Source organism: Asticcacaulis sp. P2_C5 (genome assembly GCF_056404555.1).
Map to the genome: position 1 here is coordinate 209,289 of NZ_JBFUDU010000006.1, position 26,389 is coordinate 235,677.

Annotated in this window: 24 protein-coding genes; 11 read left to right on the forward strand and 13 right to left on the reverse strand. The window is 60.7% G+C overall.

Annotated features, from left to right (window positions below):
- Window positions 1–12: 12 nt before the first annotated feature.
- Both AC1DXO_RS12600 and AC1DXO_RS12605 read right to left on the reverse strand, forming a co-directional pair.
- On the reverse strand, window positions 13–1,395 hold the full coding sequence (locus AC1DXO_RS12600) for a PleD family two-component system response regulator (protein WP_476978501.1): 1,383 nt from the start codon (window positions 1,393–1,395) through the stop codon (window positions 13–15).
- Window positions 1,396–1,398: 3 nt separating this feature from the next.
- Entirely contained in the window at window positions 1,399–1,767 is a 369-nt protein-coding gene (locus AC1DXO_RS12605; protein ID WP_476978502.1) for a response regulator, read from the reverse strand.
- Window positions 1,768–2,003: 236 nt separating this feature from the next.
- Here AC1DXO_RS12605 and AC1DXO_RS12610 point away from each other — a divergent pair, with 236 nt between their 5' ends.
- Window positions 2,004–2,471, forward strand: coding sequence for a RidA family protein (locus AC1DXO_RS12610; protein WP_476978503.1), 468 nt, complete (start codon window positions 2,004–2,006; stop codon window positions 2,469–2,471).
- Here the strand turns inward: AC1DXO_RS12610 and AC1DXO_RS12615 are convergent.
- Window positions 2,468–3,517, reverse strand: coding sequence for a hypothetical protein (locus tag AC1DXO_RS12615; RefSeq protein WP_476978504.1), 1,050 nt, complete (start codon window positions 3,515–3,517; stop codon window positions 2,468–2,470). The genes AC1DXO_RS12610 and AC1DXO_RS12615 overlap by 4 nt on opposite strands.
- A 117-nt stretch (window positions 3,518–3,634) precedes the next feature.
- On the opposite strand from AC1DXO_RS12615, the gene AC1DXO_RS12620 reads away from it, so the two are divergent.
- The 6 genes from AC1DXO_RS12620 to AC1DXO_RS12645 all read left to right on the forward strand — a co-directional run bounded on the left by AC1DXO_RS12620 (window position 3,635) and on the right by AC1DXO_RS12645 (window position 11,984).
- The gene (locus AC1DXO_RS12620; RefSeq protein WP_476978505.1) at window positions 3,635–5,338 is read left to right on the forward strand and encodes an Hsp70 family protein; all 1,704 of its coding nucleotides are present in this window, start codon (window positions 3,635–3,637) and stop codon (window positions 5,336–5,338) included.
- The gene (locus AC1DXO_RS12625; RefSeq protein WP_476978506.1) at window positions 5,335–7,101 is read left to right on the forward strand and encodes a hypothetical protein; all 1,767 of its coding nucleotides are present in this window, start codon (window positions 5,335–5,337) and stop codon (window positions 7,099–7,101) included. The genes AC1DXO_RS12620 and AC1DXO_RS12625 overlap by 4 nt, the downstream gene beginning before the upstream one ends.
- Window positions 7,102–7,165: 64 nt before the next feature.
- Window positions 7,166–8,590, forward strand: coding sequence for a M20/M25/M40 family metallo-hydrolase (locus AC1DXO_RS12630; RefSeq protein WP_476978507.1), 1,425 nt, complete (start codon window positions 7,166–7,168; stop codon window positions 8,588–8,590).
- 9 nt (window positions 8,591–8,599) lie between these two features.
- Window positions 8,600–10,027, forward strand: coding sequence for a M20/M25/M40 family metallo-hydrolase (locus AC1DXO_RS12635; RefSeq protein WP_476978508.1), 1,428 nt, complete (start codon window positions 8,600–8,602; stop codon window positions 10,025–10,027).
- A 20-nt stretch (window positions 10,028–10,047) separates the two neighbouring features.
- Window positions 10,048–11,184, forward strand: a complete 1,137-nt coding sequence (locus AC1DXO_RS12640; protein ID WP_476978509.1) for a GNAT family N-acetyltransferase — start codon at window positions 10,048–10,050, stop codon at window positions 11,182–11,184.
- Window positions 11,185–11,639: 455 nt separating this feature from the next.
- Window positions 11,640–11,984 (forward strand): Mpo1-like protein, encoded by a 345-nt coding sequence (locus tag AC1DXO_RS12645; RefSeq protein WP_476978510.1) that lies wholly within the window; start codon window positions 11,640–11,642, stop codon window positions 11,982–11,984.
- Here AC1DXO_RS12645 and AC1DXO_RS12650 read toward each other — a convergent pair.
- The 4 genes from AC1DXO_RS12650 to crcB are packed head-to-tail and all read right to left on the reverse strand — an operon-like array spanning window position 11,975 to window position 14,847.
- Window positions 11,975–12,727, reverse strand: a complete 753-nt coding sequence (locus AC1DXO_RS12650; protein ID WP_476978511.1) for an ATP12 family chaperone protein — start codon at window positions 12,725–12,727, stop codon at window positions 11,975–11,977. The genes AC1DXO_RS12645 and AC1DXO_RS12650 overlap by 10 nt on opposite strands.
- Before the next feature lie 40 nt (window positions 12,728–12,767).
- On the reverse strand, window positions 12,768–13,457 hold the full coding sequence (locus AC1DXO_RS12655) for an HAD-IA family hydrolase (RefSeq protein WP_476978512.1): 690 nt from the start codon (window positions 13,455–13,457) through the stop codon (window positions 12,768–12,770).
- On the reverse strand, window positions 13,454–14,458 hold the full coding sequence (locus tag AC1DXO_RS12660) for an RluA family pseudouridine synthase (RefSeq protein ID WP_476978513.1): 1,005 nt from the start codon (window positions 14,456–14,458) through the stop codon (window positions 13,454–13,456). The genes AC1DXO_RS12655 and AC1DXO_RS12660 overlap by 4 nt, the downstream gene beginning before the upstream one ends.
- On the reverse strand, window positions 14,455–14,847 hold the full coding sequence (gene crcB, locus AC1DXO_RS12665; RefSeq protein ID WP_476978514.1) for a fluoride efflux transporter CrcB: 393 nt from the start codon (window positions 14,845–14,847) through the stop codon (window positions 14,455–14,457). The genes AC1DXO_RS12660 and crcB overlap by 4 nt, the downstream gene beginning before the upstream one ends.
- A gap of 170 nt (window positions 14,848–15,017) precedes the next feature.
- Between crcB and AC1DXO_RS12670 the strand changes: the two genes are divergently transcribed.
- The 4 genes from AC1DXO_RS12670 (at window position 15,018) to AC1DXO_RS12685 (ending at window position 18,220) form a co-directional block, all read left to right on the forward strand.
- Window positions 15,018–15,449 carry an HIT family protein gene (locus tag AC1DXO_RS12670; protein ID WP_476978515.1) on the forward strand — a complete coding sequence of 144 codons (432 nt, stop codon included), beginning with the start codon at window positions 15,018–15,020 and terminating at the stop codon, window positions 15,447–15,449.
- A complete protein-coding gene (locus tag AC1DXO_RS12675) occupies window positions 15,449–16,078 on the forward strand; it encodes a histidine phosphatase family protein (RefSeq protein ID WP_476978516.1) in 630 nt (209 codons plus the stop codon). Before AC1DXO_RS12670 ends, AC1DXO_RS12675 begins: the two co-directional genes overlap by 1 nt.
- Window positions 16,079–16,080: 2 nt before the next feature.
- Window positions 16,081–16,443, forward strand: a complete 363-nt coding sequence (locus AC1DXO_RS12680; protein ID WP_476978517.1) for an MmcQ/YjbR family DNA-binding protein — start codon at window positions 16,081–16,083, stop codon at window positions 16,441–16,443.
- Between the two features lie 61 nt (window positions 16,444–16,504).
- Complete coding sequence (locus tag AC1DXO_RS12685) at window positions 16,505–18,220, forward strand: DUF4153 domain-containing protein (RefSeq protein ID WP_476978518.1); 1,716 nt, start codon at window positions 16,505–16,507, stop codon at window positions 18,218–18,220.
- On the opposite strand, the gene AC1DXO_RS12690 is transcribed toward AC1DXO_RS12685, so the two are convergent.
- The 6 genes from AC1DXO_RS12690 to AC1DXO_RS12715 form a co-directional block, all read right to left on the reverse strand.
- Window positions 18,217–19,218 carry an LLM class flavin-dependent oxidoreductase gene (locus AC1DXO_RS12690; RefSeq protein ID WP_476978519.1) on the reverse strand — a complete coding sequence of 334 codons (1,002 nt, stop codon included), beginning with the start codon at window positions 19,216–19,218 and terminating at the stop codon, window positions 18,217–18,219. The two genes, AC1DXO_RS12685 and AC1DXO_RS12690, sit on opposite strands and share 4 nt — an antisense overlap.
- Window positions 19,219–19,372: 154 nt before the next feature.
- The gene (clpA, locus tag AC1DXO_RS12695) at window positions 19,373–21,694 is read right to left on the reverse strand and encodes an ATP-dependent Clp protease ATP-binding subunit ClpA (RefSeq protein WP_476978520.1); all 2,322 of its coding nucleotides are present in this window, start codon (window positions 21,692–21,694) and stop codon (window positions 19,373–19,375) included.
- A gap of 270 nt (window positions 21,695–21,964) precedes the next feature.
- On the reverse strand, window positions 21,965–22,294 hold the full coding sequence (clpS, locus tag AC1DXO_RS12700; protein ID WP_476978521.1) for an ATP-dependent Clp protease adapter ClpS: 330 nt from the start codon (window positions 22,292–22,294) through the stop codon (window positions 21,965–21,967).
- Between the two features lie 351 nt (window positions 22,295–22,645).
- Complete coding sequence (locus AC1DXO_RS12705; protein WP_476978522.1) at window positions 22,646–23,791, reverse strand: sensor histidine kinase; 1,146 nt, start codon at window positions 23,789–23,791, stop codon at window positions 22,646–22,648.
- Between the two features lie 8 nt (window positions 23,792–23,799).
- Window positions 23,800–24,261, reverse strand: coding sequence for a response regulator (locus tag AC1DXO_RS12710; protein ID WP_476978523.1), 462 nt, complete (start codon window positions 24,259–24,261; stop codon window positions 23,800–23,802).
- A complete protein-coding gene (locus AC1DXO_RS12715) occupies window positions 24,258–26,150 on the reverse strand; it encodes a PAS domain S-box protein (protein ID WP_476978524.1) in 1,893 nt (630 codons plus the stop codon). Before AC1DXO_RS12715 ends, AC1DXO_RS12710 begins: the two co-directional genes overlap by 4 nt.
- Between the last annotated feature and the right edge of the window lie 239 nt (window positions 26,151–26,389).

Genomic DNA, 26,389 nt, shown 5'->3' on the forward strand with positions numbered 1-26,389 from the left:
AAGCTTCCGCGTCTATGCGGCCGCCCGCACCACAACCCGGTTACGGCCGGCCTGCTTGGCTTCATAAACCGCTTCGTCGGCGCGTTTGACCAGGGCTTCCGGCGAATCACCCAGCCCCATCGCGGTCGAAACCCCGACCGACACGGTTACGTTTGTCGAGCGGCCGTCCGCCAGCACGAACGGCGTGTCGGCGACAAAGCTACGCACGCGTTCGGCGATATTGAGCGCATCGTGGCCATCGGTTTCGGGCATCAGGACGATAAATTCCTCGCCGCCGAACCGGCAGGCCATATCGATGGCACGTACCGATTGGGCAACCCGGCGGGCAAATTCCTTCAGCACGTCATCGCCAGCGTCATGACCGTAGGTGTCGTTGATCTTTTTGAAGAAATCTATGTCGAGCATCAACAGGGACAGGCCAGCGGCGTCACCCGCCTGCCCCGCCTTGATGTGGCGAGCCATCAGTACGTTGAGTTGATGGTCGAGGAAGCGGCGGTTGTTCAGGCCGGTCAGGGGATCGGTGACCGCCAGTTCCAGCGAACGGTCGAGAATATTGCGCAGGAAGTCGCCGTAGCGTTTGCGCTTGATCTGCGTCTTGGCGCGGGCGCGCAATTCCTGCATGTCGACTGGACGCGGCACAACGTCATTGACGCCCAATTCCAACGCCTTCAGCATCTGCTTGCGTTCCTCGGCATTGACGATGGCCAGGATCGGACGTTGCCGGGTGGCTTCCTGGGACCGAAGTTGCGCGACCCAACGCAGCGCATCGAAGGATTTGGACAGCAGGTTCAGCACCACCAGGTCGACGCGGCCGGCCGCAATGCGCAAGGCCTTGGCCGGATCGGTCTCATAGGCGCAGCGATGGTCTTCACCAAGCTGCACCATCAGCCGTTCGGCCTGGCGAACATTGTCGTCGAGAATCAGCACATTGCCGGTGGCGGATATCTGGCGTTGATAGACGTCGTTATCGATCAGCCCCACCCGGCGACTCGACGCTTCACGCGTGCGCAGATCGTCGGCCATCTGTTTCAGCCGGACCAGGGCCTGCAGGCGTGCCATCAGGATAACGTCGTCGACCGGCTTGGTCAGGAAATCGTCAGCGCCGGCTTCAAGGCCCGACAGGCGGTCTTCGCGGCCGTCCAGCGCGGTGATCAGGATAATCGGCACATGGCGCGTCTCGGGCGCTTCCTTCAGACGACGGCAAACCTCGTAGCCGTCGATCCCCGGCATCATGACATCGAGCAGGATGATGTCCGGCTGGCACTCGATCGCCAGTTCGATGGCGGCGTGGCCCTCGTGCACAGGCAGGACCTCGTAATACTCGGCTTCGAGCTTGGCCTGCAGCAACCGGACATTGGCCGGGATGTCGTCGACAATGAGGACGCGCGCGGTCATTGCCTAGCCCAGGTACTTGCGGACCGTGTTGAGGAAATGGGTCACCGAGATCGGCTTGGAGATATAGGCTTCGCACCCGCCGTCACGGATTCGCTCCTCATCGCCTTTCATGGCGAAAGCCGTCACCGCAACCACCGGAATATGCGACAATTCGTCGTCTTCCTTCAGCCACTTGGTGACTTCGAGCCCGGAGATTTCCGGCAACTGGATATCCATGAGAATGAGATCCGGGCGATGCTGGCGCGCCAGGGTCAGGGCCGACAGACCTTCGCCAGTCTGAAACGTCTCGTAGCCCTGCGCATCCAGCAGGTCATGAAACAGTTTCATGTTCAGCTCGTTGTCCTCGACGATGAGAACCTTTTTGTGCGTCATCCGTGGTAACCTTGCTTGCCCAAAAAACCATCACGCTTGCCGAATCGGCGGATCACGCCGCCCAGCTTTTACTTGCCCATGTTTGTACACGGACTCTCTTAAGCCGAGATGAAGGGAAAGGTAACAGAAGGTAAAAATACCCTTTCAAAACCCTTAAGAAACAAGCTATAGACCCGCCCGTTGCAACCTGTATGGAGTCGCTGGAACCCTCCGTACGCCTGATAGGGGAAATGGGAATGCCCACCGCCGAACTCAACCTTGCCGCCCTGGGATTCGCCCTACCGGTCGCGTCGGCGCCTGTCGCCAATTATGTGCCGTTCGTTCGCACGGGCAATCTGATTCATATTTCGGGCCAGGTATCGAACGACGGCAAGGGCGGCATCAAGGGCACAGTCGGCGCCGATCTGACCGTGGATGATGGTATCGAGGCGGCGCGCTTCTGCGGTCTCAACCTGCTGGCCCAGATGAAGGCTGCCACCGGCGATCTCGACTCTATTGTGCGTGTGATCAAGCTGAACGGCTTCGTCCAGGCGGGACCGGATTTCTACGATATCCCCAAGGTGATCAACGGCTGCTCCGACCTGATGGTGGCGGTGCTGGGCGACGCCGGTCGCCATGCCCGCTCGGCGGTCGGCATGTACAAGATCCCGCTGGGCTTCGCCGTCGAGATCGACGCTTTGGTTGAGGTTGCCGACCGACGCTAACGCTGGACCATAAGCGGGGTCGGCCCGCTCATCGACCAGCGGCCATTGACGACGGTCTTGACGAGAATCATGTCGTGTCGTGCGAAACTGATGCGAAACGGCCCGACCTTGCTGAAATGCGGCATGGTCTCAAACTTCACCTTGCCGTCCGCACTCAATGTATAGATGCCGTCCAAACCCAGCGCCACCAGATGGTCGCCAGCGGCGGTCAGGCCGAAAAAGGCCATGGTCTGATAGGCTTCGCTCTCCGGCATGTTCTTGTTCGGATATCGTTCACCGAACTGTTTGGAATACAGCGTCCTGATGTCGTCGGGACAGGCCTCGGTTATGCGGCCGTGGGCGGCCATATGGACCAGTCCGATGGCCAGCGCCAGGCAGTCCGGCTTCCATGGGACAATGGCAAGACCGTTCACCGGATCGCAACCGCCGTTAAGTGGACCGCCGCACAGCCCCCCTGTATCATTCTTGTTGATCTCGTGCACTTGCCCGGTCGCGCGATCTATAACCTCCAGGCCGCCGCCCCATTCGCCCAGATTGGCGCCGACATAGAGGCTGTCCGAAGTGCCCAATACGGTTAGGATGCCGGCTTGCAGACGCCCCTGGATCGTGATCTGAGTTACGGCACCGTCCCGGATCGTTATGAGGCTACGGCCCGTCATAAGAATCACGCTGTGGTCGGCGCATACCAAGGCGGCAAACCCTGAGTCCGCGCCCGAAATATGGGCCTGATCTATCCACTTGCCGTTGTCCCGCCGCCGCACGGTCCAGGTTTCGGCCTTGTCCGCCGCTCCGGTCAAGGCGACGAGATGGCCGTCCAGCCGGCACATATCGATAATGGGCGCGCCTGCGTCCTCCTGCCGGCTCTTGCGGTCCTTTTCCGTGACGCTAAACAGCTGGCCCGAATCCGATAGAAGCCATAGCTGTCCCTCGGTATAGACGGCGCGTGAAATGAAATTTTCGTCGCCAGGCTCCGGTTCAAGCGCCATAGCAGGTAGCGGCGCCAGCATAAGGCCTATCGCCAGCAGATATCGAACCCATGTGCGCATGCCAGTCCCCCTATTTGCATCGCTAAACGGAAAGGCTACGCCGAGATACGGTCCGTGACAACCGCTTGCTCCGCCTCGCCTGGTCGGTTAATGACCTGAGAAAGGGGATTTCATCACGTGATTATCGGTATCGATCTTGGCACAACCAACTCTGCCGCCGCGGTGTTTCGCGACGGTCAGCCTGAGCTCATTCCCAACAGTCATGGCCACAACCTGACGCCATCAGCCGTCGGGCTGGATGACAATGGCGATCTTCTGGTCGGTCTTGCGGCTCGCGAACGGCAATCGACCCATCCGCACCTGACCGCCACGGCCTTCAAGCGCTATATGGGCTCGGCCCGGACCACCCGTCTCGGCAAGCGAGACTTCACGCCCGAAGAACTGTCGGCCTTGGTCCTGGCCAGCATCAAGCGCGATGCCGAGGCTTTTCTCGGCGAAACCGTCACCGAAGCCGTCATCACCGTGCCCGCCTATTTCAACGACAAGCAGCGTAAAGCCACGCGCCGCGCCGGCGAACTAGCGGGCCTGAAGGTCGAGCGCCTGCTCAATGAGCCGACCGCTGCCGCCCTAGCCTACGGCATACACCTGCTGGCTGACGAATCACAATTCCTGGTCTTCGACCTCGGTGGCGGAACCTTCGACGTCTCAATCCTCGAAATCTTCGAAGGCGTCATCGAGGTTCGCGCCTCGACCGGCGACGCACGCCTGGGCGGCGAGGATTTCAACGACCTGCTGGTCAATGAGATGCGCCTGCGCTTCAAGGACGCCTGGAAGCTGAAGTCGGGCGAAGAAGACGCGCTGCGTGAGCGCCTGCGCGCCGCCGCCGAAAAAGCCCGCCGCACCCTGACCAACGCCGCCTCGGCAACCATGGACATTGTCTGGCGTGACAAGCCCTACACGCACGAAGTCACCACCGAAAGCTTCGAAGCGTCGGCGGCAGCGCTGATCGAACGCCTGCGTGAGCCGGTCCTTCGTTCCCTGCGCGACAGCCAGATCAATGCCTCCACCCTGAACGAAATCGTCCTGGTCGGCGGCGCCACCCGGATGCCTGTGGTGCGTAAGGCAGTGACGCGGATGTTCAGCCGCTTCCCATCGCAAACCGTCCACCCCGACGAAGCCGTTGCGTTGGGCGCCGCTGTCCAGGCGGGCCTCAAGGCGCGAGATGCAGCCCTTAAGGAAGTCGCCGTCACCGATGTCTGTCCGTTCAGCCTGGGCGTCAGCACGGGAGAGCGTGATGCATCCGGCACGATCCACACCGGGCTTTTTTCGCCGATCATCGAACGCAATATTACCGTTCCGGTCAGCCGCGTAAAGGTCCTGTCGACGCTCCAGGACAATCAAAACTTTATCGAACTGGAAATCTATCAGGGCGAGTCGCGCTATGTCCGCGACAATATCGCGCTGGGCAAGCTCAAGGTCTCGGTGCCACGTCGCCCTGCCGGCGAAGTGGCCGTCGAAGTCCGCTTCACCTACGACATCAACGGGCTTCTCGAGGTCGATGTCCATGTGCCGATGACCGGCGAACGCCAGCAAATTGTTATTGTAGACGATGACGGCCCGTCCGGCGGCGACCTCGAAAAGCAGCGCAAGGCCCTTGAAGCGCTCAAGGTCCATCCGCGCGATTCCGACGCCAACCGCGCCGCCCTGGCCCGCGCCAACCGCGCCTTCGAAAACCACCTGGGCCACGCCCGCGATCACGTCGCGCGTCTGATGCAGACGTTCGAAACTGCGCTCGAAACCCAGGACCCGCGTATCGCCGAGCGCGCCCGCGAAGAGCTTGTCACGCAGCTCGATGCTCTCGAAGGCGAGTCCTGGTTGTGACGTCGGGCACGATCTGGGATCGTCTCGGCATAGCCCGCACCAGCGACCGCGCCGAAATCCGCCGCGCCTATGCGCGCCAATTAAAGGTGACCAACCCCGAGGACGATCCCGAGGGGTTTCAAGCCCTGCGCGCCGCCTATGAGGCGGCACTTAGCGGTCACACCTTCATCTGGAGCGCGCCCGCACCGGCCCCCAGGCCGCCCAAGTCCAAAACGCTCGCTCCCAATTCAGACGCGCCAAAGCCCGCCTCGCAGGGGCCGGCCTCGTCTGAGGCAAGCCTGCCAGAGCCGGTTGTTGATAAACCGCCACAGACCACCGAAGACGTCCCACTACGCGCGCCGGAGCCACCGAAAGCGCCACCGCCGCCACCGAATCCGCGCAAAGAACATGGCCGCCTGCAGTCGACCTTGGACCGCCTGCTACGCAAGCGCGATACCCAGCCCGACGCCATTTTCGCCGCCTACAAGGCTATTCTGAACTCCGAGGCCATGGGCGCGATCGACGTCGAATCGACCACCGAAGAATGGTTGGCCGGCTTGATCGCCAGCCGCGCGCCGCAGTCCGATTCCTTGATTCCCCTGGCGATCAGCCGCTTTAAATGGCGCGACAACAGCCTGCGCCGACGTCATCCGCCGGCCGTCCAGCGCGTCCTCGGCCGCGAGAAGGATCTGGTTTTCAAGCGCGAACTGCTCGACAGCAACCCGTCGTTCCGTGGTGCATGGCAGGTTCTGTCCCGGCCCTTCCAGCCGATCACCCTGCGCTGGCGGATGCTGTCGGGGACCACGCCGTCGGCTATCCGCAATTTGATCGAAGCCCTGCGTACTCGCCATCCAAGCCTGCTCAACGACCTCGACCGGGACACCGTCCAGCGCTGGGAGCACTGGTTGACCGAGCGGCCACGGTTGGCCAGCTGGGGCCTAAGGACGGTGGCCGTTTCGCCGGTTTGCCTGCTGCTGCTTGTACTTGGGCAACTGTTTCTGCCGCTGGGGGTGCGCGGCCTCAGCATATTGCTGATTATTCCGCCCGCTTTCGCAACAGTGGCGGTCTTTAACACGTTTGTCATGGACACCTCGCGCGTCCTATGGACGGAGCGGCGGCATAGGGCGCCCAGCTGGCTAAGGTTCGGTTGGGCGCCGCTCCTCTTGCTTTCCATCGGTCTGGCGGCCATTCCGAAGCTACCCCTGGCGCCGTGGCCGGTCATTGTACTGGGAGGGCTGGCCGTCATCTGGGCGCGCACCACCAGCGATCCCGCCGGACGCGCCGACCGTGTCATGAAAGAAGGATTCGGCAACAATCTGCTCCTGATCTTCTGGGCGCCCGGCATCGCCACGACTCTGGCCCTTGGACAGTGGATGCAATTTCTCGCAGCCGCGACCGCAGCCGTGCTCGTCCGCACCTACGGTGGCCAAGCGCTTCATCGCCTGTACGCGAGCTTGTCGCCCCTAAGGCGTTTCGCTGTCATCTCCACCGTCTTTCTCGTATCTCTGGGCGCGATCGCCATCTTGCTCCAAGCGGAATCGGATCCCGCCTGGCGTCTCACTGGCGTATCGGCCGTACTGGCTACCATCGTCCTCTACCGGCCGATTGTCACCCAGGTCCAGCCCTTGTGGCTGATCCTGCGTGTGGCCATCTTTATCGCAATGCTTGCTTGGACCTCAAGTGAGGCGGCCTATCCACTCGTCTTATTTGGAGGCGTTGCATGGACGCTATGGAGCCTGGTCGGCGCCGCCACCGAATTTCAAGCCCTGCAAAGACGCGCCTAAGCGGATTGTGCACCGCCAAAGTCGGTGCTAGCGTGCCTGATCCGCCCTGCTTCAGGAGCCGTCAATGCGTCTTTCCGCCAGCCTGTTCGCCGTATGCGCCGCCCTTGCCTGGACCGGCTCCGCCACGGCCGGCGCCACCGATCATTCCGGTGATGGCGAACCACAGTTCCGCGCCCTGTTCAAGGAACTGATCGAGACCAATACGGCGCCCGGCGAAGGCAGTTGCACCCTGGCCGCCGACCGCATGGAGGCGCGGTTGCGCACCGCCGGATATGGCGACGCCGATATCCACCGCTACGCCCCGCCCGAAGCCCCCACTGATGGTTTGATCGTCGCAACCCTGCCCGGTACGGACAAGACGTCGAAAGGCATTTTGCTGCTGGCCCATATAGACGTGGTCGCCGCCAAACGCTCCGACTGGACCCGCGATCCCTTCACCCTGTTCGAGGAAAACGGCGAGTTTTATGGCCGTGGCGTCGCCGACGACAAGGGCCAGGCCGCCATCTTCACCGACCTGATGATCCGCTTCAAGCAGGAGGGTTACAAACCACGCAAGACTCTGAAACTGGCCCTGACCTGCGGCGAGGAAACCGAAGGCATGTTCAACGGCGCCAAGTGGCTTTCCGAATCGCGCAAGGACTGGATCGACGCCGATTTCGCGCTCAATGAAGGCGCCTACGGCAAGTTCGACGCGGAAGGCCGCAAGGTCTCGCTCGATATCGAAGCCGCCGAAAAGGTCTATCAGGACTTTACTCTCGAAGCCGTCAATCCCGGCGGCCATTCGTCGCGTCCACGGCCCGACAACGCCATCTATGCCATGGCCGGCGCGCTGAAAAAGGTTGAAGCCTACAGCTTTCCGGTCATGTTCAACGACGCCACGCGCGGCTATTTCCGCCGCATGGCCACTATTCAGGGCGGTGAGATGGGAACCGCCATGACCACCATCCTGGCCCATCCCGATGACAGCGCGGCCGCCGCCGTCCTGTCACGCGACGCCATGTACAATGCCATGCTGCGCACGACCTGCATCGCCACCTTGATCGAGGGCGGTCATGCCACCAACGCCCTGCCACAAAGCGTACGCGCCAATATCAACTGCCGTATCTTCCCGGGCACGCCGGTGCCCACCGTTCAGCAGGCGCTGAGCGATGCCATTGCCGACCCAACGATCAAGATCAGTCTGAACGGCGCCCCCAGCCCTGCCACGCCGGCCGCCGCATTGGGGCCTGAGATACTGGGTCCGATCGAAAAGGTCGCCGCCGAGGTCTATCCCGGCGTGCCTGTGCTGCCGACCATGGAAACCGGCGCATCGGACGCCATCTACACCAATGCCGTCGGCATCCCGACCTATGGTCTCTATGGTTTCTTCGAAGGCGACGACGAAGGCAATATCCACGGCCTCAACGAACATGTCGGCGTGCAGTCTCTGATGGACGGCCGCCGCTATCTCTACAAGCTCGTCAAGCTCTTCGCCGATCAGAAAAAGTAAGGTCCCTTCATGCGCAACCTCATCTCGCTCCTGGCCCTTACAGCGGCCCTCACGACGCCTTTAGCCACGCCTGCCCTGGCCGCTATGTCTGACCGGTCGGGTGAAGGCGAACCGCAGTTTCGCGCGCTCTACAAGGAACTGATCGAAACCAACACCACCCTGTCGGTCGGCAGTTGCACCCAGGCGGCCGAACGCATGGCGGCACGCCTGACCGCGGCCGGTTATCCGGACAGCGATATCCACCTTTTCTCTACCCCTGAAAAGCCGAAGGAAGGTGGCCTGGTAGCGATGCTGCCCGGTTCCGATCCCAACGCCAAACCCATACTGCTGCTGGCCCACATCGACGTCGTCGAAGCCAACCGCGCCGACTGGGACCGCGATCCCTTTACCCTGATCGAGGAGAATGGCTATTTCTACGGCCGCGGCACCCTGGACGACAAGGCGATGGCGGCCATCTTCACCGACCTGCTGGTCCGCTTCAAACAGGAAGGCTACAAACCGCGCCATACGCTAAAACTGGCCCTGACCTGCGGTGAAGAAACCAGCGGCGCTTTTAATGGCGCCAGCTACCTGTCGACTCAGCACAAGGATTGGATCGACGCCGAATTCGCCATCAATGAAGGTGGGTCGGGCGAACTCGATGCCGACGGCAAGCCGGTCACTTTCGGCGTCCAGGCGGCGGAGAAGGTCTTTCAGAACTTCCAGGTCGAAACCACCAATCCGGGCGGTCATTCGTCGCAACCGGTACCGAAGAACGCCATCTACGACATGGCGATCGCCCTCAACAAGCTGAGCGCTCTTGAGTTTCCGGTCCAGTTCAACGACACGACGCGGGCCTATTTCACGCGTATGGCCGACATCAAGGGCGGCGAAACCGGGGCTGCCATGCGCGCCCTCGTCGCCAATCCGCAGGACGCAGCCGCCAACGCCATCGTCTCACAAGACAAGAAATGGCACTCCATGCTGCGTACGACCTGTGTGGCGACCATGATCGACGGTGGCCACGCTACCAACGCCCTTCCCCAGCGTGTCGATACCAATGTCAACTGCCGCATCCTGCCCGGCGTTTCGGTCGAAACCGTGCGTCAGGCTCTGGCCGACGCTATCGGCGACCCGAATGTCGCCGTCACCGTCAAGCCGCCTCTCAGCCTGGCCACGCCGTCACCGTCGCTCAATCCTGCCGTCATGGCGGCCGTCAGCGATGTCTCGGCGAAACTTTACCCCGGCGTACCGGTGATCCCGGCCATGTCGACCGGCGCCACCGACGGCATCTACACGACGGCGGCCGGCATTCCGACCTACGGCGTCTCGGGCATCTTCGTCGACCCGGACTTCAGCAATATTCACGGTCGCAACGAGCGCGTCCGTGTCAAGGCGCTGATGGACGGCCGCCGCTTCCAGTACCTGTTCATCAAGCGTCTGGCGGATCGGAAATAGAGCGCCATATTTCACGGATCATGACCGCTCTTACCGTACGCCTGCACAATAACATCAGCGACATCGGCCTATCCGTCTGGGATGGCCTGCGTCCCGACGCCAATCCGTTCACGTCCTACGCCTATCTCGAAGCGCTGGAAGCGACCCGTTGCGTCGGCCCGGGCACGGGCTGGCAGCCGACACATCTGTCGCTAGCGGACGACGCGGGAATCCGCGGTGTTGTGCCGCTGTATGTCAAATCCAATTCGATGGGTGAATATGTCTTCGACCAGTCGTGGGCCCAAGCCTACGAACGCGCCGGCGGTGATTACTATCCCAAACTGCAGGTGTCCGTACCGTTTACGCCGGTAACCGGCCCGCGCCTGCTGTCGCGTGATCCGGCCGTACGGCTGGCCCTAGCAGAGGCTGCCAGATCGGTCTGCGACAGCAACAAACTGTCGTCACTGCACATCACCTTCCCGCCGGAGGAAGAATGGCACATGCTGGGGGGCGCTGGCTTCCTGCTGCGCCAGGACCAGCAGTTCTGGTTCGACAACCCAGGCTATGGGACCTTTGACGATTTTCTGGCCGCCCTGTCCTCCAACCGCCGCAAGGTCATCCGCCGCGAACGCCGCGATGTCCAGGCCGCCGTACAGCTGCGCCGGATCACCGGTGACGACATCACCGAAACCCATCTCGATGAACTCTATGCCTTTATCGCCAGCACCTATGACCGTAAATGGGGCACCGGGACGCCCTATCTGACGCGCGCCTTTTTCTCGCATATCCTTGAGTCCATGCGTGACCGAATACTTCTGGTTTTTGCCTATGATGGCCCGCGCGCCGTGGCCGGCGCGGTCAACTTCATCGGCGACGATACCCTCTATGGCCGGCAATGGGGTTGCCTGGCCGACATTCCGTTTCTGCATTTCGAGGTCTGCTATTACCAGGCCATAGAGTTTGCCATCGCGCGTCATCTGGCCCGTGTCGAGGCTGGCACGCAAGGGGAGCACAAGCTGATGCGCGGCTACCTGCCCCATGCCGTCTACAGCGCCCACTATATCCGTGATCCGCGGCTGCGCGCCCCTGTCGCCGCTTTCCTACAGCAGGAACGCGAAACCGTCCTGGGCCATATGCATATGCTGGAAGAGGAAGTGTCGCCGTTTAAGAAGTCCTAACATTGGATATATCGCGCATCTTATGCACGACGGCTTAGGATTAATTTTTACCGTTGGTCTCCCTCTTCTGACCTGGGTAAGACTGTCGTATATGAGTTAGGCGTGGTTTTTATCCGCCTCTTCCCGTCGCTTTACGGGGAGAGGGTGGTCCGAAGGACCGGGTGAGGGGCAAATTCCACAACAGATGCAACCGTTCGGTCAGGGGCCGTTGATATCTCGCACGGCTGAAAGCTTCGCTGAGTTTTTTCGTTTACGAAAGGCGACAGCAAACTTTCCACGATCGCAACGACCATTTTGACATTTGGAATTGCCCCTCACCCGGCGCTCCGCGCCACCCTCTCCCCGTAAAGTGACGGGGAGCGGCGGATTTATGCGCTCCCTGGCAAAACAATATCTGATAGTTTGACATCTGAGGCGTCAAGACCAACGGCATTTGGTAAATATGGAGAAGGCCTATGACCGGCCGCTACACAACTTATTCCGCATTTTTCGACTTCTACCTGAGCGAACACAGTCGGCCGCTGACGCGCGCCCTGCACTACGCGGCCTCGACCTGCGGCATAGCGGCTCTGGTCGCCACGGTCCTGACCGGCAATCTGCTGTTCATACCCGCCGGTCTGATTGCGGCCTATGGCCTGGCGTGGATCGGTCATTTCTTCGTCGAACACAACAAACCGGCAACGTTCAAATATCCTCTTTGGTCGTTCATGGCCGACTACCACATGTATTTTCTGTGGCTCACGGGTCAACTGGCCAAGCGCCGCGCCCGTCTTCCCCAGTCCAGTCTTCCTCAGCCCTGACGCAGGCCTTCGAACCAGACCTGAAGACTAACCGCCAGAACCTTCATGGCCTCGGTCCGCTGCGCAGCCTCGGCGTCGTCGCCCCAGGTTTCGGCTTGAAAAATCTCACCCACCCGTGAGGCCGCAAAGGCCGCCCCGCCCGTCAACTGTCCGCGCCACAGCGCCAGGGCCAGGACAACGGACCCGAACAGTGGCACGGCCGCCATCAACCCTGCGCGATCATGGGGCGACATGGCGCGAATAGTCGCTTCGAGTCGTTCCAGAGTTGCCTGAGGCTGCGGTTGGTGGACCAGGGTCAGGTTCTGCTGAAAAACCAGCCCCAGATCGACCTCGATCCACGCCAGGACCGGCAACCAGGCTGCTTGTTCGCGTTCGATCAAGGCTTGCGGATATTCCGACGGGAAACAGACCGTGTCCGTGCCGGCATAACGCAAGGCCTCGACGATGGTTTCGTCCAACCGGTCCGCCATGCGATCGATAGCAGCAAACCCCAGCCGCGTCAGAGGCATGGTTTCATAGTCGACATGCGTCCCCACAGACTGCCATTCGCCGGCGACAGCTGCAGCCAGTGCACGTGACGGAAGTGTTAAGATCGCGCCGTGTGGAGTTTTCACCGGGCGGCCGTCCAAGGTTACCCGCGCGCCCTCATTATTCTCATCCACGGCAACGGCTTTCCAGAACCTTTTCGGTCGAAAGCCCAGTTGATCGACGCGCTTGCTCGGCGGCTGAACTGTATTAGCCATTTGAAATATCTATGGAAATTACGTTATAACACATGTATATTTACGCCAGTTCCAACGGTACAAAAGCTGCCAGCGCCCGTTGCAGTTCCGCGAAGTCATGAACGATCTCGTGACTGCCACCGGCCTCCAGTTCCTCGATCGTGTGAAAGCCCCACGACACGCCCAAAGCCCGGACACCGGCCTGACGCGCCATGCGCATGTCATGGCCCGTGTCGCCGATCATTACAGTCTGGTGCGCCCCAACGCCCAGGGCATTCAGATTGGCCTCCAGCATATGGGGATGCGGCTTTGACGGTCCGTCGTCAGCGCAAAAGGTGACATCGAACACCTCATGCCAGTCATTGCCGTCCAGACAGCGATCAACACCGCGTCGCGACTGCCCCGTCGCCATACCGATCAGCCAGCCGTCGGCCTTCAGGGCACGCAAACACGAATCGGCGCCTGCATAGAGGGTTTCATGGGCGTCGGTGGCATCGGCACGGCGCTTAAACACGGACTGGAATTCATGCATAAAGGCGGTATGGGTCGCAGTATCTTGCTCCGGCAGCATGGCGACAATCGCTTCGAAAAGCGACAGGCCGACAATCGCACGCACCTGATTGTAGTCCGGCGCCGTGATACCGACTGCGGTTGCCGCTTCAGATGCCGCCTGCAGGATACTCGACCGGCTGTCGACCAGGGTTCCGTCGACATCGAACACGGCCAATCTTAGCGCAGTGTCACCACTCATCGTTTCCTCTTCTTCATCGTGACAAACGGATCGGGCTCGGCGTCATGGGCCTCAAAGCCGAAACGGTCGAAGCCGGCCTTGATCACCGGATCCAATGGCGCCTCGACGATCAGAGTCCCTTGTGTCGGATGCGGCAGTTCAATACGGCGATGGTGCAGTTGCAGCCCCAGGCCTTCCGACAAGCTGCGGCTTTCGTCATCGCCATATTTCGGATCGCCCAGGATGCTGTGGCCTATGCACTGCATATGGGCCCGAAGCTGGTGCGTCCGGCCGGTATGCGGGCGTAGCGCCATCCAGCTGACGCGCGGCCCGGCCCGGCCGATGGTGACATATTCAGTCTCGGCCGCCTCGGCACCGGGCTCCTTGGGATCGGCCGGTTGGACGATCTCGCGATCATGAAAGCCCTTCTTGACCAAGGGCGTGTCGATATAGCCTTCTTCCGGCTTGGGGTTACCAGCGACAAGCGCCCAATAGGTCTTGTTGGCCCGTCGCTTGGCGAACGATCCTGCCAGGCGCGCGGCAGCCGACGGACTCTTGCCCAGCAGCAACACACCGGAGGTATCGCGATCCAGTCGGTGCACCAGCTTCGGTCGCTCCATGCCCTCGCCCCAGGCCGACAACAGGCGGTCGACGTGGTTCTTGGTCTTGGTACCGCCCTGCACGGCCAGGCCCGAGGGCTTGTTGATGGCGATGACGTCCTCGTCTTCGTAAAGGACGAGCGAACGCGCATAGCGGATTTCCTGCGGCGACAGTTCGGCGCGTTCGCGCTTTTGCTGGTCTACGCTCGGCGCCTCCGGCAAGGGCGGCACACGCACAGTCTGGCCGGTCGCCAACCGCGTATCGGCCTTGGCCCGCGCGCCATCGATCCGAACCTGGCCGGAGCGCAGCAGCTTGTTCAGTTGCACGTGGTTGATATGTGGCCAGCGGCGCTTGAAAAAGCGGTCGAGCCGCACCCCGTCCTCGCCCTCGGCGACATACAGGGTTTTAACGTCTTTACTCATACCGCGACCTTCCGCACAATCATCAATCCGGCAGCCACGCCACCGACCGCCAGCGCCACCGACAAGACGGCATAGCCCAAAGCCATGGCGTAGTGACGACGTTCAAGCATAAACACCGTTTCCAGCGAGAACGACGAAAAGGTCGTGAAACCACCCAGTACGCCGACACCCAGCAGCAAGCGCAGGCGCTCGCCGTCAACCAGGCCCTTCCAGGGCCCCAGCAGCATGCCCATCAGTAGGCCCATCAGCACGCCACCGGCAATATTGGCGATGAAGGTGCCGGCGGGCCATTCACTGACCGGCCATAACTGGCGCGTGCCAACACTCAACCCATACCGCGCGAGCGAGCCCAAGGCTCCCCCAAGCATAACAAGTAACATATTGATCATCTTTTGCGTTCAATCGCCCAGTGGCGCTCCATTTGGGGCTCTCCTCGCATCGGCTCGGACGGGCAGTCGCCCTTGCCGAAACGCAAAACGTTTCGGAGCGCTCATACCCCTCTTGGCCTGTCCTTCATAGTCCTCTACAAAGATTCCGCACAAAATAACGGATTCCTCTCATGAGCCTGCAAGCCGAATACGCCACGAACAATATCTTCGCCAAGATCCTCAGCGGCGACATTCCCTCCGCCAAGGTGTTCGAAGACGCGCGCGTGCTCGCCTTCATGGATGCCTTTCCGCAATCGAAGGGCCATACCCTGGTCGTCCCAAAGGTCAAGGCGTGCAACCTGTTCGACATCACGTCGGAAAATCTGCAGAACCTGATCCATCATACTCAGCGTGTGGCGCGTGCCGTGCGCGATTCGCTGAATCCCGACGGCATTCGCATCGTGCAGTACAATGGCGAAGCCGCCGGCCAAACTGTATTTCACCTGCATTTCCATATCGTGCCGATCTGGGTCGGAGGCGATTTCCGTAACCACAATTCCGGCCAGATGGCCAATCTCGCCGACCTGAACGACACGGCGGCCCGCATCAAAGCCAAACTGTAGTGTTACCTTTCTACGTCCTTCGCCACGGCCAGACCGACTGGAACCTGCAGGCCCGCCTTCAGGGCTCGACCGATATCCCCCTGAACGACATGGGCCGCGAACAGGCGCGGCACGCCGCTGAAGTCCTGAACGGTCACGGTATCACCAAGATCATCTCCAGTCCCCTGTCGCGTGCCCTGGAAACCGCTCGCCTGGTCGGCAACCGCCTGGCGCTTGAGCCGGTACTCGACGGCCGCCTGATCGAGCGCAATTTCGGCCTGTTCGAGGGCATGACGATCGACGAGGTTCATCGCCACCGCGAAGAGATGCGCGAACATATGAACCCCAGGGCGGATCTCGACGGCAAACACTATCCGCACAATGCCGAGCCCTTGGGCGATGTGATCGAACGTGTGTTTGCCTCCGTCAACGACCACCGCGCGCCGGGAGATATTTGCCTGTATGTCTTTCACGGCATCCCATTCCGCGCCGTCACGCGCAAGTTTGTCAACGAAATGTACTCCAGCCCCAACGCTGCGCCGGTACGCTTCGAACCTGTTGAGAATGGCTGGCGCATGGTGGCGCTCGACCCTGAAAACGCTCCGATAGAACAGGTGTTTAACGCCCAGTCTACAATGGGAAGGATATAGCCATGGTCGACAGGGCGGAGGTGACGCGCATCGCCATGGCCCTTCCCGGCGCCACCGACGAATCGTCAGACGCTCGTCTGGTTTTTTCCTTTGACGGACGTGGTTTTGCCTGGACCTTCATGCAGCGTGACGCACCCAAAAAGCCGCGCTGGCCCAATATCGAGGTCCTGGCCATAAGCTGTACGCTGGAGCATAAGGAATTGCTGCTCGAAGCGGCGCCTGACACCTTTTTTGACGATCCCCACTATCACGGCTACCCCGCCGTACTAGTCCGTTTGCCGGTGATCGACGCCGCCGAATTGGCCCACCTGCTGGCTAAAGGTCACGCCATCCAGGTCAGCAAGCCGAAACGCCGGAAGCGCTGACAGTTTGGTTTCGCCTGGCTGCCGTGCTAACCTCGTGAAAACGACAACGGGGGACTACGCCATGAGCCATGCCACACTGCCACCCAAACACGCCCTTATCGTGCGACTGGCGGTCGGCCTCACCTTCGGCCTGGCCCTCGGCTGGCTGGTCAAGGCCCTGACACCGCACTATCCGAAACACCCAGATCAATGGGTTCAAATCGCCACCTCGGTATTGCTGTTGGGCGCCTTCATTATCTGGGCCGGCGCCGGCGCCATGCGTCGCTTCAGCCTGGCGGCATGGAGCATCGTCGCCCTCACCCTGATCGGGCTTATCGCCTGGAACCGCATCGCCCACGCGCTCGACTTTGACGACAATCCGTTCTTCTTCAACCTGTATTTCCTGATCTATCCCTTCCTATTCATCGCCCACGAACTGGTCAGTTCCGGTGACCAGGCCGGCAAGCCCGTCGCCCCGTTTACGCTCTATTTCGATCAGGCGTGGAAGCACGGCGTGCAACTGGCCCTGGCCGTCATCTTCACGGGCCTGTTCTGGGCCATATTGGGCCTGGGCGCCCTGTTGCTTGGTTTTATTGGCTTTCACTGGTTCAAGGACCTGATCACCAACGAATATTTCGCCTTCCCCGCGTCGGGACTGGCGCTGGCGGCCAGCGTCCATCTCGGCGACGTCCAGACCAAGTTGATGCAGAATTTCCGTGCCCTGGTATTGGGTGTGCTGTCGTGGCTGCTGCCGGTCATCACCGTCATCGGCCTGATCTTTGCGGTGTCCTTGTGCTTCAGCGGGCTTGAGCCCCTGTGGAAAACCAAGGCCGCTACGGCCTCGCTGCTCGGCGGTTGCGTCGCCCTGGTCCTGCTGATCAACGCCACCTACCAACAGGGCGACGAGGAACGCGACGTCCACATCATCCTGAAATGGGCTGCCCGTATCGCCTGTTTCCTGCTACCGGTCTTCGCTGCCCTGGCTGCCTACAGTTTGTATCTGCGCGTTAATCAGTACGGCCTGACGCCTGAGCGCGTCCTGGCGGGCGTCGGCTGCACCATCGCCCTGCTCTATGCCGTCGGCTATCCGATCGCTGCGGCCATGCCGAAGGGCCGCTGGCTAAAGCTGATAGAGACCGTCAATATCACCCTCGCCTTTGTCATGGTCGCGATCTTCCTGGCTGTACTGACGCCCCTGGCCGATCCATTGCGTCTCAGCGCCGAGTCGCAGGCAGCGCGCGTCCAGGATGGCGCTGTTGCTCCGGACAGGTTCGACTGGAAGGTCCTTCGTTTCCAGACAGGCACCTATGGCAAGGACGCCCTCGCCCGGCTGACCAAATCCGGCAAGAGCGAGGCGATCCGCAAGGCCGCCGCTGCCGCCATGGCGCTCAAGGACGACGAGCGTTGGATATCGGACGAAGCCTCCCTGCCCGCCCCAGCCAAACCTGATGCAACCCGCATAATCATGGTCCAGCCAGGCATGACTCTGCCGGCCGACTTCCTGGCTCAGGCCTATCCCCGCGACGCTAATCAAACACCGGACTGCCTGTTCGGCACGGAGACCCCTTGTTACGTAGCCGTCATCGACATGAGTGCAGACGGAACACCGGAACTGCTGATTCTGAACGGCAACCGGCTCTACCTGTTCTGGCAGACCAACGGCCATTGGATACCCACCGCCAAGTCCGTATGGCTGAGCGAGGACCAGACGGCGGCGTTTAAAGCCGGTAAATTGACAACCCAAAATCCGGCGTGGCAGGACCTCAGACTTCCCGACAGCTCGCTAAGTTTTAATTAGGCCGCCGTCAAACTCCGCGTGCGCAGTTTTGCAAACAGATCCAGCGATTTGATCCGAGCCTCGATATCATGGATCGGCATGGAGACGATCAGTTCGTCAGCCTCTGTTTGGGTCAAGAATGCCCCTAGTCGCTTTTCAATCGTGGCCGGCGATCCCACCATCGCGTAGCGCAGCATATGATCGATCATCGCCGTCTCTTCCGGACGCAGGTCGGCCACGGCATCGTAGCTCGGCTTGGGGAAAGGCATACGGACGTTGCGGCGCAGATTGGCGAAAGACTGCTGCATTGAGGTGTAGAGAAACTCAGCCTCAGCGTCGCTATCCGCCGCCACGCCCATGACACCGACCATGGTATGCGGCCTGGCCAGGTGTTCGGAGGGCTGGAATCGGCTGCGGTAGACATGTAGCGCTTCGAACAGCAGTTCTGGCGCGAAGTGCGAAGCGAAGGCATAGGGCAGCCCCAGTTGCGCGGCCAGTTGCGCGCTGTACAGGCTTGAGCCCAGAAGCCAGATCGGCACATGGGCATTCATGCCAGGCACGGCCAGTAGTCTTTGGCCCTCTTCGGGTGCGCCAAACAAAGTTTGCAGCTCCACAATATCATTGGGGAAGCTGTCGACGCCGGCGTCCATGTTCCGGCGCAGGGCCCTCGCCGTCATCATGTCGGTTCCCGGCGCCCGCCCGATACCCAGATCGACGCGGCCGGGGAATAGCGCCTCAAGCGTTCCGAACTGTTCGGCTATGACCAATGGCGCGTGGTTGGGCAGCATGATTCCGCCTGACCCGATACGAATGGATTTGGTCGCCTGTCCGACATGGGCGATGACCACCGCCGTAGCTGCCGAGGCAATAGCCGGCATGCCATGGTGCTCGGCCAGCCAGTAACGCAGATAGCCGGCGGCTTCAGCCGCCTTGGCCATGCGCGCCGAATTGGCAAGGGCGTCGGATACTGTGCCGCCCTCGGAAATCTGCGACAGGTCGAGAATGGAAAACGGAATCATGACGGACCTCACTTCGGGTCCTTTATGTAGGTGCTCCTGTTACGATTGAAAGGCAAGACGCCCCGCGAATCGCTTCGCGGGGCGTTTATCTTTATCGTGTTTCAGGCAATCCCTTAGATCAACGCTGTCGAGTAACGGTCCTAGGGGCTTGCCCCTAGTCGACGGCTTCGGCCTTGGCGCCTGACTTATCCGCCCCCCTCTGCGAGGGCGTGATGTCGAAGGCGATCTTGCCGTCGGCCAGCTTGACGAGGATATGGCCGCCGCGGACCAGCTTGCCGAACAGGATCTCGTCGGCCAGCGGCTTCTTGATGTTTTCCTGGATGACGCGGGCCAGAGGACGGGCGCCATACAGTTCGTCGTAGCCGTTTTCGGCCAGCCATTTGGCGGCTTCGTCGGTCAGCTCGATCGAGATGTGACGATCGGCGAGCTGCATTTCGAGCTGCAGGATGAACTTCTGGACGACCTGGCTGATCACTTCCTGCTTGAGTTGGCGGAAGGTGACGATAGCGTCGAGGCGGTTGCGGAATTCCGGCGTAAACAGGCGCTTGATCGCCTGTTCGTCTTCACCCGTCACCTTCTCGCGGCCAAAGCCGATGCTGTTCTTCTGGTTATCCGACGCGCCGGCATTGGTGGTCATGATCAGCACGACATTGCGGAAGTCGACCTTCTTGCCGACCGCATCCGTCAACTGGCCATGGTCCATGACCTGCAGCAGGATGTTGTAGATGTCGCTGTGCGCCTTTTCGATTTCGTCGAGCAGGACCACCGCATGCGGTTGCTGGTCGACGGCGTCGGTCAGCAGCCCGCCCTGGTCGTGTCCGACATAGCCCGGAGGGGCGCCGATCAGACGGGAGACCGTATGGCGTTCCATATATTCTGACATGTCGAAGCGCAGCAGGTCGATACCCATGGTCGCGGCCAATTGCTTGGCGACTTCGGTCTTGCCGACGCCGGTCGGGCCGGAGAACAGGTAGCAGCCGATCGGCTTCTGCGGATCGCGCAGGCCGGCCCGGGCCATCTTCATGGCCGAGGACAGTTGCTCGATGGCTTCGTCCTGACCGAAGACAACGCGGTTCAGGTCCTGACGCAGGTCGCGCAGCGCCTGGGTATCGTCGCGCGACACCGACTTGGACGGGACGCGGGCGATCTTGGAGATAACATACTCGATCTCCTTGGGCCCGATGACCTTGCGGCGCTTGTGCTCAGGCAGAACCATCTGCAAGGCGCCGGCTTCGTCGATCACATCGATCGCCTTGTCGGGCAGCTTGCGGTCGGTGATATAGCGCGCCGACAGCTCGACCGCCGCCTTGATGGCCGCATCGGTGTATTTCAGGTGGTGGAAGGTCTCGTAATACGGCTTCAGCCCCTTCAGGATGCGGATGGTGTCGTCGAGCGTCGGCTCATTGACATCGATCTTCTGGAAGCGGCGGACCAGGGCGCGGTCCTTTTCGAAGTGCTGACGATATTCCTTGTAGGTGGTCGAACCCATGCAGCGCAGCGAACCGGCGGCCAGGGCGGGCTTCAGCAGGTTGGAGGCGTCCATGGCCCCACCCGAGGTAGCGCCGGCGCCGATAACCGTATGGATTTCGTCGATGAACAGGACCGCATTGGGGTGCGCTTCCAGTTCCTTGACGACCTGCTTGACACGCTCTTCGAAGTCGCCGCGATAGCGCGTACCGGCCAGCAGCGTGCCCATGTCGAGCGAATAGATGGTGGCGCCGGCCAGAACTTCCGGCACTTCACCATCGACAATCTTCTTGGCCAGGCCTTCGGCGATGGCGGTCTTGCCGACGCCGGGGTCACCGACCAGCAGAGGATTGTTCTTGGTACGGCGGCACAGGATCTGGATGCAGCGCTCGACCTCGGCCGAACGCCCGATCAGCGGGTCGACCTTGCCATGGCGTGACTTTTCATTGAGGTCGACGCAATAGGCGGTCAGGGCATCGGTCGAACCGCTGCCACCCTTGGCCTTTTCGTCATTGGTCGAGCCATTGTCTTCGGTAGCGCCGCGCACGCTGCGCTGTTCCGAGGCGCCCGGCTTCTTGGCGATACCGTGGGCGATATAGTTGACCGCGTCATAGCGCGTCATCTCTTGTTCCTGCAGGAAGAAGGCTGCGTGGGATTCGCGCTCGGAGAAGATGGCGACCAGGACATTGGCGCCCGTCACTTCGTCGCGGCCCGAGCTCTGGACGTGGATCACGGCGCGCTGGATGACGCGCTGGAAACCGGCCGTCGGCTTGGCTTCTTCCGATTGCGGCTCGACAAGGGATTTGAGATCGGTTTCGATATAGGCGTCCAGCGCGGTGCGCAGGCGGGCCAGATCGACATTACACGCGCTCATCACGGCGGCCGCATCGACATCGTCGATCAGGGCCAGCAGAAGATGCTCCAGCGTCGCGTATTCGTGATGGTGCGCATTGGCATGCCCGACCGCACGGTGCAGGGTTTCCTCTAAAGCGCTTGAAAAAGACGGCATGACATCCTCCTGAAACCTAAACTTACCTACGCTACCTAAAATCTAGGGTAAAACTGCTAACTTAAGGTATATGCGACCTTAACAAACGCTGCTTAACCCACGATGAACCGCTTTGCCTGCCCCTGTTTCTTTTTCCGTACCCTGCTAATTTTGTTAAATTTTTTATCGACTAACCTCGTACAAGAAGGAAATTAGTCCTTCTCCATCGTACACTGCAGCGGGTGCTGATGCCGCCTTGTTACATTTTGCCGGCATCAGCACCTTGAACCGTCAGTCCTTCTCCATAGTGCATTGCAGCGGGTGCTGATGCCGGCGGGCCATATCCACGACCTGCGCCACCTTGGTTTCCGCCACTTCGTAAGTATATACGCCGCACACCCCCACACCGGTTTGGTGGACGTGCAACATGATCCGCGTCGCGTCCTCGCGCGACTTGTTGAAAAACCGCTCCAGCACGTAGACGACGAATTCCATCGGCGTGTAGTCGTCATTCAGAATGAGTACGCGATACAGCGACGGCTTCTGAGGTTTCGGCTTGGTGTCGACAACGGCCAGCGGCGAACCGTTCGGCCGCGTGCCGCTGCCTTTTTCCGCTGCCATTATCGATGGCGCACCCACAATAAATTCCCGTCGTAACAAATTCGACCTCATCCTCGTTCCACGTCTCAGCCCTTATCCACAAGGGATGCAAGGCTTGTGCCGCGACACAAATCAGATAGGTTGCCGCTGCGAAATAACAAGATAGTCCAAACTGAAGCGCTGTTAAGTGGAGAAATGCATAAACGCACACATGAAACGATCACAGATTCTTACTGATGTCGAAAAGCGACAGTTCTGTGGCCCGACCGCTACGCCCAATTCAGCCGCACACAGTCGTATACGGCGAACACTGGGCCGCAGGCCTCCGCAAAAAAGCAATAGGTAAGTGATTGGCAGCGCCTGCCCGCTTCGTCAGGCCACGTCGTCGTTCAACGGTGGCTTGGCCAGGGTGACGTAGAACGTGCTGCCCTCGCCTTCGCGCGACGTCACCCGGATATCGCCACCGTGACTGTTGGCGATCTTTTTGCAGATCGCCAGGCCCAGTCCGGTGCCCTGGATGTTTTCCCAGACGTGCAACCTGCGAAATGGCTGAAAGATCTGTTCGAGGAATCGGGCATTGATGCCCAGTCCGTTGTCGCTGACGGCGATGCACCAGGCGTCGCACTGGTCGACCACGCCGACGTGAATGCGGGGAATATTGTCCGCCGGCTGATACTTGATGGCGTTGGTGATCAGATTTTGCAGCAGCCGGATCAACTGCACCGGGTTGCCGTACAGCTGGGGCAGTTCATCGGAGCTGATCTCGACAGCCCTCTCCCTGGTCAGTTCGCGCAGATTGTCCAATGCCGTCCTGAGTGCGGCCGCCCCTTCGAACAGGATGTGCTGGCGGCTGCCACCGGTGCGCGAATAGGTCAGCAGGTCCGCCACCATGTCATGCATGCGCAGGCTGGAATCATGGACGAAGCTGAGATACTCGCGGCCGACCTCATCAAGGCACTGACTATATTCCTCGGACAGGATGCGGCTGAAACTGACGACCATGCGGATCGGCTCCTGCAGGTCGTGCGACGCCACATAGGCAAACCGTTCCAGTTCGGTATTGGTGGCAGTCAATTTCTGGATCAGCATGTCGTGGTCGCGTTTCAGGGCACAATGCTTGATCGCCGCCCCGATGGTCTCATGCAGCAGGTCGGGCGTGACCTGCGACTTGACCAGATAATGTTGCGCACCCAGCTTGATGGATTGCACGGCGATATTTTCATTCCCCTGCCCGGTCATCATCACGATCGGCAGAAACGGATATTCCGGGACCATCTGGCGCAGCAGGTCGAGGCCGTTGCGTCCCGGCAGCGAATAGTCGAGCAGGACGCAATCCGGTCGCGACATGGCGAGGTATTCCATCATCGAGTCGCCGCCCGCCGCCTCGAGGTAACGGTATTGCACATCGTCGATCTTCTTCAGCGCGCGTACATAGTGTTCGCGATCCTCCGGACTGTCATCGACAAGAAGGACGATCGGAGACTCCGCGACGGACTGTGTCTGGGTCGACATTTCCATGGAAAGCATCAGCCTCGGGGTTTTTCTCGGTTGGGCAGGATCGCCACGCCGAACCAATAGTCCTTCATGGTTCGGATGGCCTCCGTCAGCCCCTCGAAACTGACCGGCTTCTGGATATAGGTGCTGGCGCCGATGGCATAGCACTGATCGACATCCTTGGAGTCGGCGGAGGTGGTGAGGACGACCACCGGTATCGATCTGAGCGCGGCGTCGTCCTTGACATGCGTCAGCACCTGACGCCCGTCGACTCCCGGCATGTTGAGATCCAGCAGGATGAGGTCGGGCCTGACGGCGGTGCCCGCTTCGGCGTACCGGCCACGACCATGCAGATAGTCCAGGGCATCGCCGCCGCTGCGGCACCAATGCACCGGATTCAGGACGTGGTTCTTTCGGAAGCTTCGGACCGTCGCTTCGTAGTCATCTTCATTGTCTTCGACGAGCAGGATATTGGGCAGGGTCTGCATATTCATGATCCCTCCGTCGCCTGGAGTGTGAAATAAAAGGTCGTGCCCTCTCCCGGCCGTGAGTCGAGCCAGATCCGGCCGCCATGCCGTTCGACGATCTTCTTGACGAAGGTGAGCCCCACCCCCGTCCCCTTGACCGCGTCATCCTCTTCGTTCAATCGCTTGAAAATACGGAAGATGTCGTTGAAAAAGCGCGGTTCGATGCCGATGCCGTTGTCACGGACATAGAAGGTCGGGGTGGGCTGGAGCGCGGACATACCGATCTCGACGCGTTTGCGCGGGCTTTTGTTGTACTTTACGGCGTTGGTGATCAGGTTGCGGAAAACTTCGGTCACGCGCGGAACGTCGCAGGTGATGACCGGCAGCGGCTCGGGCAGGACGATTTCCGCATTCTCTTCCAGAAGCGTAACCTCCATCATCAGCTCGATATCGCGGATCACCGCGTTCAGATTCGCCGGTTGCACCGCCAATTCCTGGCGGCCGAGCCGCGAAAAATACAGCAGATCGTCGACCAGGGCCTCCATGCGCCGGCACAGATAGACCATACGATTCAACCGCCGCTGGCCGCTCTCATCGACCAGGTCGGCATAGTCTTCCTGCAAGAACACGGCGTTGTTGCTCAGCCCGCGGATCGGCTCCTTCAGGTCGTGTGAGGCGATATAGGCGAAATCGTCGAGTTCCTGGTTGCTGCGCTTGAGCCGCTCGACATAGTCATGAATGGCAGCCTCGGCATCCTTGCGTTCGGATATGTCGCGGATGGTGCCGACAAACATCCGCTCGCCATCCAGCCACATTTCGTTGATCCCCAGTTCCATCGGAAAGACGCTGCCGTCCTTGCGCCTGGCGGCCACTTCGCGACCGATTCCGATCACCTTCTTCTCCCCGGTCGTCATGTAGTGCCGCAGATAGCCGTCGTGCTCCGAATGGTAGGGCTCGGGCATCAGCATCCGGACATTGTGACCCACCACCTCTTCGGGCTGATAGCCGAAGATGCGCACCGAAGAGGGATTGAAGCTGCGGATGGTGCCCAGTTGGTCGATGGTGACCAGGCCGTCGAGCACGGTGTTCATCACCGCTTGCAGCCGCGACGCCTCGGAACGCAGATTGTCCTCGGCGCGCTTGCGTTCGGTGATGTCGCGCACCGTGCCGACGAAGACGCGTGCGCGGTCCAACTGCATCTCGTTGACGCCAAGTTCCATGGGGAAGACGCTGCCGTCCTTGCGTCGGCCGGAGACCTCCCGGCCAATGCCGATGACCTTGGCGTCGCCACTGGCAAAGTAGTTTTTGAGGTAACCGTCATGCCCGGAATGATATGGCTCCGGCATCAGCATCTTGACATTGCGGCCGATGACCTCGTCCGGCGTGTAGCCGAAGATGCGGACAGCGGCCGGGTTGAAGGTCTGGACCATGCCGTGCTCGTCAATAGTGATCAGTCCGTCCAGCACGGTGTTCATCACCGCCTGCATCCGGCCGGCCTCCTCCTTGAGCTGACGCTCGGCCTCCTTGCGCTCGGTGATATCGCGAATGGTCCCGACAAACAGGCGAATCTCGCCCACATGCATCTCGTTGACGCCCAGTTCCATCGGGAAGACGCTGCCGTCCTTGCGGCGGGCGGCGACTTCGCGGCCGATGCCGATCACCTTCTTCTCGCCGGTCGCCAGGAAGTGGCTGAGATAGCCGTCATGTTCGGCCTGATACGGCGCCGGCATCAGCATCCGGACGTTGTGGCCAACGACTTCTTCGGGCGTGTAACCGAAAATCTTCTCCGCCGCCGTGTTGAAGCTTTGCACACAGCCCTTGCTGTCGATGACGATCAATCCGTCCAACACCGTCTGCAGCACGATCTGCAACAACGAACCGCTCTGCGTCAGATCCTCTGGGTTTGCAGAATCCATTACTTAACGACACCTGATGACGTTCAATCGGCTCGGTTATACGCAAGCAACACGGCAAGTCCGGCGTGTCTGTCACGCGGCTCGGCCAGCCGGCCGCTTTGCGGTCGACACGGCAAGCTTTATATCGAATCGAAAGGCGGCAAAAGGACAATCGGCAGTTGCCGACTCAAAACCTTGGGTCCGGTGGACAGCACGACGCACCCGCGGGCCGAGTTTAGCCCGACACAGCTTCACCCACA

Coding starts and splice junctions, on each gene's coding strand:
- AC1DXO_RS12670 (WP_476978515.1), top strand. CDS start 15,018: ATGAGCCTGCAAGCCGAATACGCCACGAACAATATCTTCGCCAAGATC.
- clpS (WP_476978521.1), bottom strand. CDS start 22,294: ATGGCAGCGGAAAAAGGCAGCGGCACGCGGCCGAACGGTTCGCCGCTG.
- AC1DXO_RS12685 (WP_476978518.1), top strand. CDS start 16,505: ATGAGCCATGCCACACTGCCACCCAAACACGCCCTTATCGTGCGACTG.
- AC1DXO_RS12705 (WP_476978522.1), bottom strand. CDS start 23,791: ATGGAAATGTCGACCCAGACACAGTCCGTCGCGGAGTCTCCGATCGTC.
- AC1DXO_RS12645 (WP_476978510.1), top strand. CDS start 11,640: ATGACCGGCCGCTACACAACTTATTCCGCATTTTTCGACTTCTACCTG.
- AC1DXO_RS12615 (WP_476978504.1), bottom strand. CDS start 3,517: ATGCGCACATGGGTTCGATATCTGCTGGCGATAGGCCTTATGCTGGCG.
- AC1DXO_RS12655 (WP_476978512.1), bottom strand. CDS start 13,457: ATGAGTGGTGACACTGCGCTAAGATTGGCCGTGTTCGATGTCGACGGA.
- clpA (WP_476978520.1), bottom strand. CDS start 21,694: ATGCCGTCTTTTTCAAGCGCTTTAGAGGAAACCCTGCACCGTGCGGTC.
- AC1DXO_RS12640 (WP_476978509.1), top strand. CDS start 10,048: ATGACCGCTCTTACCGTACGCCTGCACAATAACATCAGCGACATCGGC.
- AC1DXO_RS12630 (WP_476978507.1), top strand. CDS start 7,166: ATGCGTCTTTCCGCCAGCCTGTTCGCCGTATGCGCCGCCCTTGCCTGG.
- AC1DXO_RS12680 (WP_476978517.1), top strand. CDS start 16,081: ATGGTCGACAGGGCGGAGGTGACGCGCATCGCCATGGCCCTTCCCGGC.
- AC1DXO_RS12600 (WP_476978501.1), bottom strand. CDS start 1,395: ATGACCGCGCGCGTCCTCATTGTCGACGACATCCCGGCCAATGTCCGG.
- AC1DXO_RS12635 (WP_476978508.1), top strand. CDS start 8,600: ATGCGCAACCTCATCTCGCTCCTGGCCCTTACAGCGGCCCTCACGACG.
- AC1DXO_RS12715 (WP_476978524.1), bottom strand. CDS start 26,150: ATGGATTCTGCAAACCCAGAGGATCTGACGCAGAGCGGTTCGTTGTTG.
- AC1DXO_RS12690 (WP_476978519.1), bottom strand. CDS start 19,218: ATGATTCCGTTTTCCATTCTCGACCTGTCGCAGATTTCCGAGGGCGGC.
- AC1DXO_RS12710 (WP_476978523.1), bottom strand. CDS start 24,261: ATGAATATGCAGACCCTGCCCAATATCCTGCTCGTCGAAGACAATGAA.
- AC1DXO_RS12610 (WP_476978503.1), top strand. CDS start 2,004: ATGCCCACCGCCGAACTCAACCTTGCCGCCCTGGGATTCGCCCTACCG.
- AC1DXO_RS12660 (WP_476978513.1), bottom strand. CDS start 14,458: ATGAGTAAAGACGTTAAAACCCTGTATGTCGCCGAGGGCGAGGACGGG.
- AC1DXO_RS12650 (WP_476978511.1), bottom strand. CDS start 12,727: ATGGCTAATACAGTTCAGCCGCCGAGCAAGCGCGTCGATCAACTGGGC.
- AC1DXO_RS12605 (WP_476978502.1), bottom strand. CDS start 1,767: ATGACGCACAAAAAGGTTCTCATCGTCGAGGACAACGAGCTGAACATG.
- crcB (WP_476978514.1), bottom strand. CDS start 14,847: ATGATCAATATGTTACTTGTTATGCTTGGGGGAGCCTTGGGCTCGCTC.